Raw genomic sequence first — 14,996 nt, forward strand, 5'->3', positions numbered from 1 at the left:
TCCGCTTCAAGATAGACTATTTCAATAAAGAATGCGCATCGCAGTATTCAAGTCCATGTGCTTCTGCCACTGCCTTGTAAGTTACATATCCATCTAGGGTGTTAATTCCTTTAAGTAATGACTCATCATCTAAACAAGCCTTTTGATAACCTTTATTAGCTAACTGAAGTGCATAAGGAACAGTCACATTGGTTAAGCCAATTGTAGATGTACGAGGTACAGCGCCAGGCATATTGGCTACTGCATAGTGTAAAACACCATGTTTTTCATACGTAGGATTGTCGTGTGTCGTAATACGATCGGTTGTTTCGAAAATGCCACCTTGGTCAATGGCCACGTCTACAATAACAGATCCGTCTTGCATGTCCTTCACCATATCTTCTGTAACTAGCTTCGGAGCTTTGGCTCCTGGTATTAACACAGCTCCTATTACTAAATCAGACTCACTCAAAGCATGAGCGATATTAAGTGGGTTAGACATTAGGGTATTTATTTTAGAACCAAAAATATCATCTAACTCACGAAGACGCTCAGGGTTTAAATCTATAATGGTTACGTCTGCACCAAGACCCATAGCTATCTTAGCAGCGTTTGTGCCTACAACGCCTCCGCCAATAATAGAAACTCGTCCACGTTTTACACCTGGAATACCGCTTAATAAAATGCCCATGCCACCTCTTGATTTTTCCAAGAACTGCGCCCCTATTTGTGAAGCCATTCGACCGGCAACTTCACTCATCGGAGTTAGCAATGGCAGGGAGCCTTTCTTCGATTGAACCGTTTCATACGCAATTGCGACAACTTTATTTTCAATTAAAGCTTTTGTTAACTCTGGCTCTGGCGCTAAATGTAAATAAGTAAATAAAATAAGTCCATTATGGAAGTACTCATACTCTTCTGGAAGTGGTTCTTTTACTTTCATCACCATATCCTGACTCCAAGCTTCTTTCGCAGTAGAAACAATTGTCGCTCCTGCTTCTTGGTACTCCTCATTTGTAAATCCAGATCCTTCACCTGCTGTAGATTCCACAAAAATTTCATGTCCTGAACTTTTTAATGTAATTACCCCAGCTGGTGTCATTGCAACACGGTTTTCATTGTTTTTAATCTCTTTAGGTACCCCAATTTTCATATGCTATGCAACCTCCCATTAAAAACTTTAGCTTATCGTCCTTGTACGAATGGATTGATATAACTATAGCATTCCAATCAAGGTGGACGGAAGAATAGTTTTCACCTTTATAATGTAAGCCTTTTCATTGTAACAAATCAAATAACATTTTTCATATTTATTTTTTTGTTCGATATTTATGAATAACATCCACTCCACCTGTTACCTCTAACACCGTTCCTGTCACCATATCGGACTCTGTATCACATAAAAACAGAATAGATCTAGAAATATCTTCTCCGGAACCTGGTCGGCCAACAGGGGTATTGGGATCCGTGTGTTTACGGCTTTGGTCAATTGTGCCTTCTTTAAGCTCACCTTCAATTTTTCCTGGTGAGATCATATTAACTGTAATTCCATTCTCTGCTTCCTCATATGCGATGGTCTTGGTAAGAGAAACTAAACCCGTTTTCGCTGCTGCAAAAGCTCCCCGGTACATCCAACCAGGTGCAGAACTCGCATCTTGAAACCCATAAGTAATAATTCGCCCAAACTGTTGCTCCCTCATAACAGGAATGACCTTTTTCAGTAGATGAAAGACTGCATCTAAATTTCCCCTTATCATATCATTCCATTCCTCTTCGGAATAATCCATTACTTTTTTACGTTGAAAGATATATGGTCCAGCGTTATTCACAAGAACATCAATCCTACCAAATCGTTTCATGACTTCTTCCACCAGATTTGATAGATCATTTTGATTGGTAACGTCAGCTTGTACACATTGAATGCGATCTGTATAGGTAGGATATTGCGTGAATAATGTCTCTGCTTTTTCTTTATCTTGTCGGTACGTTACAGTAACAGAATAGCCTTTATTAAGGAAATCCTCTGCTACTTTTCTTCCTAGCCCTTTTGAGCCTGCTGTAATAATTGCATGTTGCATATCCAATCCCTCCTTATTCATTTACAACCTGAAGTTCCTTATGTACAATATGTGTGCTATGAAAGGGTGTAATCATGAGTACTAATCAACGCGAATTAAAGTCAACAATTATAGAAAAAATGGGATTAGAAGCAGTACCAGTAGCTTCAAGAAAAACTCCATGGTATCGATATATGATCATTCAAATTGCCATATCTGCAAACGCAGGGAACTTCCTTATTCCAGCTTTAGCTGTCATGGAAGGTGGATTATCTTTCTTGGCAGCTATTATTGCTACAACAATTGGCGCTGTGCTCGGTTTTATCTTTGTTTCCTTGCTTTCATACCCCGGAAGCATACATGGTATCCCAGCGCAATACGCTATTCGTACCATGCTTGGTGTCAAAGGAGCAAGGTTTCTTTCCTCTCCCATTCGAAGTCTTACTTCGCTATATTGGTTTAGCGTACAAACCATTGGAGGTACATATGTCCTACAACAACTCATTTTACGTCTAACAGGAACAGAATATCCATTCTTAATGTTCTCCATTCCTATCTCCATTGTCATGGTCATCCTAGCCATTATAGGCTTTGAAGCAGTTAAAAAAGCTACGTCTTACTTTCTCCCTTTATTATTAGTAGGAGAAGGAACTATGCTCTATATATACTTTACTACAAATGAAACCAATCGTTCACTATTAGAACTTGCACCAGAAAGTGGACACGGTAGCTTTACGATGATGGCATTCTTCTCTAGTTTAGCATTTGTTCAATATGTATCGGGGGTTAGTGCTTCAGCTGATATGACTCGCTATGCAAAAACGCCAAACCAAGGTGCTCTTGGATTGTTCTTAGGGAATAGCTTTGGTTTCTTGTTAACTGCTATTTTAGGTAGTGGTTCGGCTTATTTATTTAACGATGTTAATCCTTATGTTTCTTCAACAGCAGTAACATCATCTCCATGGATGATTACAATCATCACCTTAACCGCTATGGTTTCAATGCTCTCCATTAATATGAGTAATGCCTATACAGGGGGATACAGCCTTTTAAATACCTTTTCTCGTTTATCAAGAGTCCAAAGCGCAGTCATCTTTGGGGTGTTAGGTGTAGTGTTAAGTGCCACTCCTACGCTTGTTAATCAAGCAGAACAATTCATATCCGCTTTAGGAGGGCTAATCATACCTATTTCAGCCGTTATTGTAGTGGATTATTTATGGGTAAAGCGAGCAAGCATACCTACATCAGCTTTGTTATCACTACAAGAAACAGGGAGTGTCTATCGATTACCGTTCATCTCTGTGCTCATAGGTACAGCGATTTATTTCGTCATACCAGAAAGCTATTCTCCTGGCTTTCTTACCTTTGTTATCGTTGGAATAGTTTATGGCGTGTTAGCTGCATTCAACCATTCAAAATTAACCTCGTCATAAACAAATACCCACCCTTCACTCGTGTAAGGTGAAGGGTGGGTATTAATTTATATTAGTCATCACTAAGAACGTTTCTGTTCCTTTTTACCTTTCTTGCTTCTTTCCTGTTGCTCAAACTGATCAATAACACCACTCTGATAGCTATCAGAAAGTTGTTCTGCTACAATCTTTTCCCCTTCAGGATCAAATTGTAAACCTAATTTATTCTTTTTATCCATCATAAAGCACCTCCCACTATTAGTATGTCACATAATCGCCTTATTCTTCGCTACATCTTTTTCCAAATGAAAGCGTTACCATGTTATAATAAAAGTAAAGGGAGGGATACCATATGCCATTTGAGTACAAACGTATCGTTATTGCAGTAGATGGCTCGGAAGCTTCTGAACATGCTTTTGAAAAAGCAATTGATATTGCCAGACGGAATGATGCACACCTATTTATCTGTCACGTCGTGGACACTCGAGCTTTTGCAACGGTGGAAGCTTATGATCGCTCTTTAGCTGAAAGAGCGGAAGGGTATGCGACAGAACTCTTAAATAAATATGAAAAACAAGCTAAAGAAGCAGGCGTGCAGCAAGTCGAAGTGGATATAGAATATGGGTCTCCTAAGGTGAAAATTGCAAAAGAAGTAGCACCAAAATTCAAAGCAGACTTAATTATCTGTGGAGCAACTGGATTAAACGCTGTAGAACGCTTCTTTATTGGCAGCGTATCTGAACATATCACTCGCTACGCCAGCTGTGATGTATTAGTTATAAGAGCGGATCAAGATTAAAGGATTGGGGATGCAATGTAGGACTTCAACAGGATTAAAGAAAACTCGACGTAGTATTTTCCAAATATTCGCTATTACTGGGAGTTCTTTATATCATATTACTATAATAAAAACGAAGCTGTTACCGAGACAGCTTCGTTTTATTGTGTACTACATTTTCTTATTTCATTTTGAATTATTGTTTTTTTCCTGGGTGTATTCACCCTGGTGTAGTCGCCATTTATTAAACTCAAGAAATTCTTTAAATTGATCTTTAGTTACTCCAGAGTCCTGGGCTTCTCTAACCAAGTCTACCCAATCTTCATCTAAAGAGGATGACCCTTCTTCCCGCTGTTGGTCATTATGTAGCAACTGTTCTAAAGGGACATGTAGTACCTTAGAAATTTTTTCCAGAAATTGAATAGAGGGATTTTTTTGTAGGTTACGTTCAATGGAACTAAGATATGATTTAGCAACACCGGCTCGTTCTGCTAATTCTGACAAGGATAGTTGTTTTTCTTTCCGTAAAGCCTTTATTTGTTCTCCTATCATGGCACTTCACCTTCTTCCTGCAATGAAGTATACCATATTTGAATTAAAGGTTTCATTCCTGCTATAAAAAATATTAGTAAAAATCATTCCTAAATCCTTACGTTTTCACTTTTTATAAGCAACCAGTTGATCTTCATTCCGATAGAAAAAACCTTTAATTTCTTCTTTAGTTAATCCCAACTCCTTTGCCTGTTTAATCAACTCTACCCATTCAACATCCAGTTCTTCGTGCTTAGTAACCTTATTGGTATGCATATTACTCCTCCAAACCTGAATTTTTCAGGTAGACCAGCCATCTTAGTAATAGTTACGTTAGATCTGTGACTTTGCGTCCTAATTTTTCAATTAGTTTGCCTTTTTCTGAAGGATTAGTATAAAACCACTATACAAAACTTGTCCTAAAAAGATTGTTAGAATTTGTTCTCAAAATATTTTTTCCTACAATAATTTTGTCGAAATTATTAAATTTTCTGTTAATAACAATTCTACTATATTTTGGTTTGAAATTCCATTTTATTCCTTATTTCATGTTTTGAATTTTAATAATACGTAACAGCCTCTTCATGTAGAAAATATGTATGTAGATAGTTTGAAAAAATATCATATTAAGCGCGCTAGCACCCATAACGACCCGATTTTCCCAAACGAAAAAACACTCCAATATCTATGATAAATTGGAGTGTTATATTAATAATATATTACATGAAAAATAATGACTCAGCTATTTATTACTTTGATAATTCCCAAACGACGTGAGGTAATTCTGGTATAATCAATTTTTCCATGGCTAGACGAACCGCTCCAGTGGATCCGGGAGTTGAAAACAAAACGGTTTTATTTCGCACACCTGCTATGGCCCTTGATAGGATTGCAGCGGAACCTATATCTTCTGTGTAGCTAAGCATACGAAACAGTTCACCAAAGCCAACCATCTCTTTATCAAGCATGTCTTCAACGGTCTCAATGGTTACATCTCGCTTTGCCATTCCAGTTCCTCCATTGGTTAAAACGGCTTCAATTTCATCATCTTTACACCCTAGATCAATTGCTTCTCTAATCGCTTGCTGATTATCTTCTACAATTACATAATCTTTAATCACATGACCAGAAGTTGTTAAAAAGTCCATCATTAACTTCCCACTTTTATCAGTAGACTGGTCCCTTGTATCGGAAATGGTAATTACTTTACAGGTAATCGATGCTTTTGAATGCTGTTTATGTTCTGAGACAGACATTATTCGATTTCTCCTTGCTCGACAAGATAACGGTATTGATAAAATCGAAGTGCAAAATCGGTCACTTGGCGGGTTAATTGATAATTTAATGTAGCTCCTATGACCATACTTAGAATTGGCATGCCTTGAATGAGTTTTTTACGGAAAGTTAAAATAAATAATGATTTCATTCCTTGCTTAAGTGGTTGTTCCAACCATGTTTCATCTGTAAATTCGTCCTCTCCTTCATAAATAAATGGAGAGGTATGATGTTCTAGCTCTTTCTTCAATTTCTCCCAAGCTCCTTTTTGAAGTCGTTTTGGTAAGGTAGCTGCATGAAAAATCTTTAAGGAAAGCATCATTTCATAAGGGTGATTAACTTCATATCCAAACGTTAAACCTATAAGCTGAACAGCTCGTAAGTTTAATATCATCATTAGCGGAAAGTCTACTCCTAATAGAAGGTACCCTCCTGTTCCTGTAAGCCCCCCTTGAGCAAAAGAATACAGCTTACCTTTTGCGATATGTTGGTGAGCTAAGTAGGTTAATTGATCAATGGATAATTCTTTCATATCTTCTAAATTATCAATGTCTGAGCGGAATATACGGCCACTTGTTAAAATTCGTACTCTAGCTTCATTTTGAAATGCTGTTCCTTGTATGTAGGCGTGTGTGTGAAAAAGCCCTTGATCCATCTGGTGAAAGACTTTTTTCTTCGTTTTTGGATTTAAGTTCGAGAAAGTTTTATTCATCCATTGCTCATAAATCATTTCAAAGTCATTAGCACGATAATCCTGCCACTGCTCTTCCCATTTCAGAATATCCTGGTACACTTTTTCTTCACTCATAATACCGTCACCCCTTAACAGGTTTGTTATCTTTATTCTAGCTTATTTCCATAAAATTGCGAACATTACTGAGGATAATATTTATGTGAATATGAGGTATTTTTGCTTCATCGATATCATAAGGGGTTTTTTAGCTATATCATTTGATACTTCATAATTGCCCCATCTCATTATGTTGAAGACTTGGAATCGAGATAATTTTAAGAGAGATGTTTTCGTTGTGTTAATCAGAAAAAAGATGGGTCGGGAAATAGCTCGCTTTCCTGTTGCCTCACACGACGTGAGGACGGTCGCGTTTGCTTCAGGATGCAGTGAACTTACTCGACCTTCCTTGATTACTTAAAGAGTCTCATCGGGCCAAAATGCGGCCCTGTGGGTTCTCGACACAACCGTTCTTCCGCTGGAGTCCCGCCATTTCCCGGCCAATCTTTGGGTTCATGTGGCTTAACGGAAACGTAGCCAGGCTAGACTGAATATTGGTTTTCACAAAGCAAGGTAAGGTACATGACACAAAAGTGATGCTATGCGGACATATAGTCTCCTATTCTTCGATTTAAAGGCTATTTTGCATTCGGAACGGACATCCAGTACGCTATTTAGCCAAAATCACCTTAATATAATGGGTTTTTTTACAAATAAGATACTATATGTCCGTTAGCCCTCCATAAGAGGGCTTTTACTGAAAATAAGAGATTATATGTCCGTTTGAAGATGTCCAACGTATTTTCAAGAGTCCGATCGTAACATTTCAGCAGGAATGGGTGGGAAACGGAGAGACTCCCGCCGGAGAAAGAGGTAGGCAAGATACCCTAGGGGCGTTCTTCCAGAAGGTAGCTTGAGAATCGGACCAACCTAATTTTTCGCGAATCCAAGTCTTCAATATTATGCCTGATTTATTGAACAAAGCAGTTTATAATTAACCATAAAAAAAGCTACTGAATAAAATCAGTAGCTTTCAATTATTATTTATTCTCTTCAATCAAACGAACCGTATCACGAGCGATCATTACTTCCTCATTGGTAGGAATAACCATCACTTTTACTGGAGAATGAGGGTAGTTAATGAATGTTTCTTCGCCGCGAGTTTGGTTTAGGGATGGGTCCCAGTACACGCCCATGAATTCAAGACCTTTTAGAACACGTTCACGGATTGCTGTACTGTTCTCACCAACACCTGCTGTGAAGACAATCGCATCAACGCCGTGCATACGAGCAGCGTAAGAGCCAATGTACTTGTGCACTCGAGCAGCAAATACTTCAAGTGCTAGTTCAGCACGTTCATCGCCTTCTTTTGCCTTATCTTCGATGTCACGTAGGTCACTAGAGAATCCAGATAATGCTAGAAGACCACTTTCTTTGTTTAGTACATGAAGCACTTCTTCTGCAGATTTACCTGTTTTGTCCATGATATATGGGATCAATGCAGGGTCAATATTACCAGAACGCGTTCCCATTGTTACACCTGCAAGTGGTGTGAATCCCATTGACGTATCAACAGAGTTTCCACCTTCAATAGCAGCAATACTCGCACCGTTACCTAGGTGGCAAGAAAGAATGCGTAATTGCTCTTCAGGGCGATTAAGCATCTCTGAAGCACGTTGAGATACATACTTGTGAGATGTTCCATGGAAACCATACTTACGGATTCCATATTTCTCGTAGTATTCATATGGAAGGCTGTATAAATATGATTGTTCTGGCATTGACTGGTGAAATGCTGTGTCAAATACAACAACAGCAGGAACATTCGGTAAGATTTCTTGGAATGCTCGAATACCAGTAATATTTGCTGGGTTATGAAGAGGTGCTAAATCTGATACTTCTTCAATCTCTTTAAGAACCTCTTCTGTTACTAGTGCAGAATCACTAAAACGCTCTCCTCCATGAACAACACGGTGGCCAATACCTTCAATCTCTTCTAAGGATTCAATGACACCTGTTGTTTGAAGCTTGTCCACTAGAATTTCAACTGCTTTTTCGTGATTCGGTATATCTGTTACGGTTTTATCTTTTTCGTCGTTCACTTCAATAGTGAATACCGCGTCATCCAGTCCAATTCGTTCAACTAATCCTTTGGTTACCACTTCTTCTGATGGCATTTCGATTAGCTGGAATTTTAAAGAAGAACTGCCTGCGTTTATGGCTAAAATTTTGCTCACTTTATTCATCCCCTTATACACTAGGTTCATGATTACCATTATCCATTTAAACACCCGTCATGAACGTTTTCAAGACACATGTGTTATTGTTAACGCTTTCCACCCAAAATCTTTATTTTCTCACTATTTTGACGAGGTATATTCTAGGAACCAATTGTTAATCTTTTCAACCATTTCGTTCATAGAGTTTGGATTGGAGAATGAAGGTAATTTCGCAATTAATGCTTCTTTTGGAGCTTCCGTTGACTCTCCTTTTTTCTGCACAATGAAGATACTCTTTCCAAACTGCTCATTCTTAAACATAGAGTCAGGTAATTGCAATACACCTACTACGTGCACATGTTTTTGAAGAAACGCATGGAGTTGAGCGGATTGATCTCCTTCGAATAAAAAGTTTGGAATGAGGAATAATCCATATCCACCTTCATTCATGTAATTTAAACTTTGTTCCATTAACAAGTGGTGCGAATAGGAGTGACCTGATTCTGCTTTTAATTCAAACTCACTTGCCTGCACATCATCAGGATAATAACCTACAGGAAGATCAGCAATTACATAGTCCACAGGCTCTAGTAAAAAGGAACGCAAGCTATCCTGGTGGAAAAACTCAATTTCTGTATGCTGAAGGTTTGCATTCATCAAGGCTAATTGAAGTAGTGTTTGATCAACGTCACTTCCGTATGCCTCTACATCTTTATCTATTTGGTTCACGACAGCTGTTAACAAGTTACCAGTTCCTGCTACAGGATCAAATATTCGAATGGTTTTCTTAGTGTCCATAACCTTTTCTAAAATATACCCCATAAAAATGGCTACAGAATCTGGTGTTATCATGTGTTGCTGTTGTGTAGACCCTTTCATTCCTTTAAGGATTGCAAGTTGTATTCCTTTACGGACTTCTTCTCGTTTATAGTCCTCAAGAGAAATACTAGTTAGTTTATCACTCAAGTAATTTCTAATGGTTTCACTATATTCTTCAGGGATTTCCTGATCGAATAAAATTCTTCCTGCTAGAGGAAGTAGCTCTAAGTAGGAAAGGTCTAGTTCCTCTCCCATCTTCTCTGCTGCTTCATCTAACCATGTATATAATTGTTCTATTTTTGATTCTTCCACGTTCTTCATCCTCCTCTAATCCAGACGTTAACCTTACCCATTCTAGCAAATGGTTTTGGTATTTACCAAGAGTGAGGTTTACCATCTATAGACAACTTTCTTCTTGTTGAATGTTTCTCTAAATTCTTGAGTCGTTCCACATATGCATGAATAAGCCCGGCTATTTGCCGGGCTTTGTTGTTATTCTGCTTGTTTTGCCGCTTCTAGTGCTGCTTCATAATCTGGATGGTCCGTAGCTTCAGGTACATATTCTGCATATACAACTTCATCGTTACTGTTTACTACAAAAACAGAGCGAGTAAGTAAGCGCATCTCCTTAATTAGTACACCGAATGCCTCACCAAAATAAGCGTCACGATGATCGGATAGAACATCAACATTTTCAATACCATTAGCACCGCACCAGCGCTTCTGAGCAAATGGAAGGTCCATACTAATAGTAAGTACCTTTACATTATCAAGCTTGTCTGCCTCTTCGTTAAAACGGCGAGTTTGAGCATCACAAACTCCTGTGTCGATGGATGGTACAACACTAATAAGTTTTACACTGCCTTTGTAATCTTCTAATGAAACTTCTGATAAATCATTCGCAAGTACTGTGAAATTAGGAGCTTTGTCACCTGTTTTTACTTCTTCGCCTACTAGTGTTACTGGGTTGTTTTTAAATGTTACGTTTGCCATTCATATATCCTCCTTTATGATTATCGTCCATTAGAAATTAGCAGTTTTTATTAAAATAAAAAACTGCCTCCACATCTAATTATGAAGGCAGTTTTCTCTGATGTCTAATCATAGCTTACCAAGAAAAGTTTTGATTATTTTGCGAGCCGTTTGGATTATGTTGTGAGTTATCCTGGTTATTATGTTGAGATTGTTGTTTAGAAGAATGACGTCCATCCTTCTTATCTTGATCTGATTTTTTGCCTAATGCCTCTTGTATTTTTTCTACAGCTTGAGGTGCTAAATCCAATAGCCGCTCATAAAGGTGAGTATGCTCATCTAAATGAATCATCTTCACACCTGAAGATTTATTAACTATTAAGAAGGCAATTGGTGTGATAGAGACACCACCACCACTACCTCCACCAAATGGCAGTTCACTATCTGAGTCACTACCTTGGCCTCCATTATTTTGATCGTTATTGCTATTGATATGGAACTCACTGCCTCCAGCAGCAAAACCAAAACCTACTTTGGAGACTGTAATGATTAGTGTACTCCCGTCAGGAGTTTCAACCGGATCACCGATAATTGTATTCACGTCAATCATATCTTTCAAGTTTTCCATAGCTGTGGTCATAAGACCTTGAATTGGGTGTTCTGACATGATAAGTCCTCCTTTAATTCATTATGCCGTCTTTTTTCTCCACTTCGGGATTTTCCCTTTGGTGTACCGGACGATTTGAAATACTGCGAAAATAGCTTGCCCAAATCTGAACGAAATCATACATTCTAATCTAGTAACGGAATGTTTTTGTTGAAAAAACGGTGTAACATACATCTCAGGCTTTTGTTTTAATTGTAAGTATTGAGAAAGGATTCCAACTATACAGCCTTTCACGGACCAAATGGCACCACAAATTGTGCCAGTAGTACTTGCACTTGGAGTTCCAACTTGCGTATCCCATTTAAACGATTCAACGTGCACTTTCTGTAAAAATCGCCTTATTATTTTGTGAAGCCCTACTACACGTTTAAGAAAATCCTGGATAGATTTGATTTGATTATAGATATCCTTTGGGGTATAAGATTTAGATTGCTCCCCTTTATCTTTGCTACCAACCTCTGTCTTTTCTTTTGTTTTTATGGACATCTCTTCCTTGTCAATCGCGATAAGTGGAACTTCTTTTTTTATTTTGACCCAACGAAGAAAACGCAATTCCACTTGTAGAAAATCACGATCATCACGATGTAGATATAGTAGGGTAATATACAAACGAGATAGAATAATAATACAAATATTGATGATTAAGAATAAGATAATACCGATAATCCACCACATATTTCAGCCCTCCTCCCCATTAGTGTCAGCTTTTATACAAACTTTTAAACATATTTTGAAACTTTAGAAGTGAAACTATGAAATCGATTTCTTTCGTGATATGATGAGGGCAATGATGGATTTGGAGGGATACTTGTGGCTGAACGAAGCAATTTATATTTTTATTACAAGAAAGATGATGAATTAGAGAAAAAACTACAGCCCTTATTTGAGCTTGCTAGAGAAAATGGATTTGACATTGTAGATCATGCAGATAAAGCTAATATCATCATTAGTGTTGGTGGTGATGGCATGTTCTTACAAGCTGTTCGAAAAACTGGATTTAGGCAAGATTGTTTATATACTGGTATTACAAGAGCAGAAGGTGAGGCAGGCTTATACTGCGACTTTAATTTAGAGCGATTTGATGAAATGGTGCATTCTATGATGCATGAGGAATTAGAGGTAAGACGCTTCCCTGTTATCGAAACGAATGTAAACAACAATACATCGTTCTATTGCTTGAATGAGGTTAGTATTCGTTCTAGCTTAATCAAAACGATTACCATGGATGTATATATCGATGATTTACATTTCGAAACATTCCAAGGAGATGGATTAATCGTTTCCACACCAACTGGTAGTACTGCTTATAACAAGTCAATTAATGGGGCAGTAGTAGATCCTAAGCTACCATGCTTTCAAGTTTCAGAGCTTGCCTCATTAAACAACAATCGGTACCGTACACTTGGCTCCTCCTTTATTCTAGGGGCAGAACGAACACTAGCCTTACAAATCACCCAAGACGGAAACGACCATCCAATTATCGGATTAGATAATGAGGCATTACCGATTCGTAATGTGCATGATGTAACCGTTAAACTAAGTGACAAGCTCATAAAGACCATTAAGCTAAAAAATAATTCTTATTGGGAACGCGTTAAACGTACTTTTTTATAAAAAAACATACAAGCACCATGATTGCTTTCTCAACCTAATTGATATAAAGATAGAAATATAGAACGGACATCTGATTCTTTGTGGAAGTTGCCCCCTATCAAAAGGGGTCCTTCATCCACATAAGCTAACCAGATGTCCGTTAAAAATTTGATTTATATTAAGTCATTTGTCTATTAAGCAAAGCCGTCATAAACAATATTTCCTGCTATAATTGTCTTACTAACCACTACTTGTAGTAAATTCTCTGGTGTCATAGAAAAAAGGTCACGATCTAACACGGTTAAGTCTGCTTTATAACCAGGAAGGATCTTTCCTGTTTCCTTTTCTTTTCCTATCGCATATGCGCTTCCTGTAGTGTATAAGGAAATCGCTTCAAACATCGTTAGTTTTTGTTCATCACCATATGCTTCATGGTCATGATAGGATTGTCTTAAAACTGCAGCTTGAATACCTAAGAGTGGATTTATTTCTTCAATAGGGGCGTCTGACCCACCTGCGCAAGGTATTTCGTGTTGAAGCAACTTTTTCCAAGGATATGCATTGGGGATGCGTCCTTCTCCTATCCTCTCAATCACCCAAGGAAAATCAGAACCAACGAATGTTGGCTGAATATCTACAATAGCGTGCAACGAACGTAACCTTTCGTACAAGTCATCTCGCATGATTTGAGCATGTATAATACGGTCAGGTATATTAGCACGATTTGCAGGGTGTTCTTCCATAACCTCGATTACTGCCTCTACTGCAGCATCTCCGATAGCATGAATAGCCACCGGCATATTATATTCCCGAGCTTTTCGAACTAATGCTGATAAGTCTTTATCTGTATGAATAGGCATCCCTTTGTTTCCAGGGTCATCTGAATAATCCTCTGATAACCAAGCCGTTCTGCCACCGAGGGCTCCATCACTAAAAACCTTCATCGCTCCAAACTCTACATAAGGATTATGTGCTAGCTCTTTTACCTGTTGCATGTCATCTACTACATGGTGATGTACTAGCAAATGAGCACGAAAAGGAAAATCGTTTTGTATGGTTTCCAAAAAAGCATTATAAGTCTTACCGAAGTCACCATAATAAGCTAAATCTTCACTATGACCTCCGACAATACCGTTCTTCATTAAATCCTCAACAGCACTTCTAATTGCTTTTTGTAGGAAAGATTGAGAATGAGTAGGCATAGCTTTTTTAATTAAATCTTGTGCTGTATCTAAGAAATAGCCTGTTATGCCATTTTCATCACGGATTATCTTCCCACCTTGTGGATCTTTTGTTTCTGTAGTTACCCCTGCTAACTCCATTGCCTTACTATTTGCTATAAGCGCATGTCGACAAACTCTAGTTAGCATAATTGGATGTGTGGTTGAGATTTCATCTAATTCTGTTTTATGAATAATTCGTGGCTCTTCCCATTGATTTTCATTCCAACCTTCTCCTATCATCCATTCTCCATCTTCTAAATGTGGAACCTGAGTCCGTAAAGCATCTTTTACCTCTTCTGGTGTTTTAAAATATGCAAGGTTTAAACGAAGTAACTTTTCCCCATGATTAATAATATGTAAGTGACTATCTACAAACCCTGGGTACATTACATGACCTTGCAGATTATGTTCTTGTTCGATTTCTTTTTTATATTTGTAACGAAGTTCATCTACCGCTCCGGTAGCTATTATCATTCCATTATGTACATATAAAGCCTCAACTGTCTCCTCAGGCATCTCCATCGTATATATTGTTCCACCAAACCATAGCTCTCCCATACGTTCATCCCCTCTGCTACTTTTTATGTACCATAGCACATGTTGTTGTAAAAAGGAAGTGGTGATTGATATAAGATAAGCTCACAGAGCCTTTTTCACTTTAAAGGAGTTGAAGTGCTGGAATAAGAAACGTAAACGCCATAAACTTCTGCTCCATTTCTTTTAAGTAATTTACAGAAATCA

Annotated in this window: 16 protein-coding genes and 1 riboswitch; of the genes, 3 read left to right on the forward strand and 13 right to left on the reverse strand. The window is 38.0% G+C overall.

All coding sequences use genetic code 11. The features are described from left to right. Positions 1 to 16: 16 nt before the first annotated feature. On the reverse strand, positions 17 to 1,132 hold the full coding sequence (gene ald / locus N782_RS05410) for an alanine dehydrogenase (protein WP_036817131.1): 1,116 nt from the start codon (positions 1,130 to 1,132) through the stop codon (positions 17 to 19). A gap of 157 nt (positions 1,133 to 1,289) precedes the next feature. Continuing rightward, the gene (locus tag N782_RS05415; protein WP_036817133.1) at positions 1,290 to 2,078 is read right to left on the reverse strand and encodes an SDR family oxidoreductase; all 789 of its coding nucleotides are present in this window, start codon (positions 2,076 to 2,078) and stop codon (positions 1,290 to 1,292) included. 53 nt (positions 2,079 to 2,131) lie between these two features. Here N782_RS05415 and N782_RS05420 point away from each other — a divergent pair, with 53 nt between their 5' ends. After that, on the forward strand, positions 2,132 to 3,469 hold the full coding sequence (locus tag N782_RS05420) for a purine-cytosine permease family protein (RefSeq protein ID WP_036817135.1): 1,338 nt from the start codon (positions 2,132 to 2,134) through the stop codon (positions 3,467 to 3,469). Between the two features lie 62 nt (positions 3,470 to 3,531). Here the strand turns inward: N782_RS05420 and N782_RS21455 are convergent, their stop codons facing one another. Next, positions 3,532 to 3,690, reverse strand: a complete 159-nt coding sequence (locus N782_RS21455; RefSeq protein ID WP_161783074.1) for a hypothetical protein — start codon at positions 3,688 to 3,690, stop codon at positions 3,532 to 3,534. A 110-nt stretch (positions 3,691 to 3,800) separates the two neighbouring features. Between N782_RS21455 and N782_RS05425 the strand changes: the two genes are divergently transcribed. Continuing rightward, positions 3,801 to 4,247 carry a universal stress protein gene (locus N782_RS05425; protein WP_036817138.1) on the forward strand — a complete coding sequence of 149 codons (447 nt, stop codon included), beginning with the start codon at positions 3,801 to 3,803 and terminating at the stop codon, positions 4,245 to 4,247. A 165-nt stretch (positions 4,248 to 4,412) separates the two neighbouring features. Here the strand turns inward: N782_RS05425 and N782_RS05430 are convergent, their stop codons facing one another. The 9 genes from N782_RS05430 to N782_RS05465 form a co-directional block, all read right to left on the reverse strand. Next, entirely contained in the window at positions 4,413 to 4,778 is a 366-nt protein-coding gene (locus tag N782_RS05430; protein ID WP_036817139.1) for a helix-turn-helix domain-containing protein, read from the reverse strand. A 105-nt stretch (positions 4,779 to 4,883) separates the two neighbouring features. Next, positions 4,884 to 5,033 carry an anti-repressor SinI family protein gene (locus N782_RS20950; RefSeq protein WP_084102989.1) on the reverse strand — a complete coding sequence of 50 codons (150 nt, stop codon included), beginning with the start codon at positions 5,031 to 5,033 and terminating at the stop codon, positions 4,884 to 4,886. Positions 5,034 to 5,057: 24 nt separating this feature from the next. Then, positions 5,058 to 5,143: riboswitch (cyclic di-GMP riboswitch) on the reverse strand. Between the two features lie 363 nt (positions 5,144 to 5,506). Next, positions 5,507 to 6,013 (reverse strand): MogA/MoaB family molybdenum cofactor biosynthesis protein, encoded by a 507-nt coding sequence (locus tag N782_RS05435; RefSeq protein ID WP_036817141.1) that lies wholly within the window; start codon positions 6,011 to 6,013, stop codon positions 5,507 to 5,509. Then, positions 6,013 to 6,840, reverse strand: coding sequence for an EcsC family protein (locus N782_RS05440; RefSeq protein WP_036817144.1), 828 nt, complete (start codon positions 6,838 to 6,840; stop codon positions 6,013 to 6,015). Before N782_RS05440 ends, N782_RS05435 begins: the two co-directional genes overlap by 1 nt. Positions 6,841 to 7,802: 962 nt before the next feature. Next, a complete protein-coding gene (locus N782_RS05445; protein ID WP_036817147.1) occupies positions 7,803 to 8,999 on the reverse strand; it encodes an acetate kinase in 1,197 nt (398 codons plus the stop codon). Positions 9,000 to 9,122: 123 nt separating this feature from the next. Beyond that, the gene (locus tag N782_RS05450; RefSeq protein ID WP_338048239.1) at positions 9,123 to 10,121 is read right to left on the reverse strand and encodes a class I SAM-dependent methyltransferase; all 999 of its coding nucleotides are present in this window, start codon (positions 10,119 to 10,121) and stop codon (positions 9,123 to 9,125) included. Between the two features lie 171 nt (positions 10,122 to 10,292). Next, positions 10,293 to 10,793 (reverse strand): thiol peroxidase, encoded by a 501-nt coding sequence (gene tpx, locus N782_RS05455; protein WP_036817152.1) that lies wholly within the window; start codon positions 10,791 to 10,793, stop codon positions 10,293 to 10,295. A gap of 115 nt (positions 10,794 to 10,908) precedes the next feature. After that, positions 10,909 to 11,439, reverse strand: coding sequence for a GerW family sporulation protein (gene ytfJ, locus N782_RS05460; protein WP_036817153.1), 531 nt, complete (start codon positions 11,437 to 11,439; stop codon positions 10,909 to 10,911). A 21-nt stretch (positions 11,440 to 11,460) separates the two neighbouring features. Next, on the reverse strand, positions 11,461 to 12,114 hold the full coding sequence (locus N782_RS05465) for a DUF2953 domain-containing protein (protein ID WP_036817156.1): 654 nt from the start codon (positions 12,112 to 12,114) through the stop codon (positions 11,461 to 11,463). Between the two features lie 135 nt (positions 12,115 to 12,249). Here N782_RS05465 and N782_RS05470 point away from each other — a divergent pair, with 135 nt between their 5' ends. Continuing rightward, positions 12,250 to 13,053, forward strand: a complete 804-nt coding sequence (locus tag N782_RS05470; protein ID WP_036817158.1) for an NAD kinase — start codon at positions 12,250 to 12,252, stop codon at positions 13,051 to 13,053. 173 nt (positions 13,054 to 13,226) lie between these two features. Here N782_RS05470 and N782_RS05475 read toward each other — a convergent pair whose 3' ends face one another. After that, complete coding sequence (locus N782_RS05475; RefSeq protein WP_036817161.1) at positions 13,227 to 14,813, reverse strand: amidohydrolase; 1,587 nt, start codon at positions 14,811 to 14,813, stop codon at positions 13,227 to 13,229. Between the last annotated feature and the right edge of the window lie 183 nt (positions 14,814 to 14,996).

Origin of the sequence: Pontibacillus yanchengensis Y32, from assembly GCF_000770635.1 — a bacterium.
GTDB classification, from domain to species: domain Bacteria; phylum Bacillota; class Bacilli; order Bacillales; family BH030062; genus Pontibacillus; species Pontibacillus yanchengensis.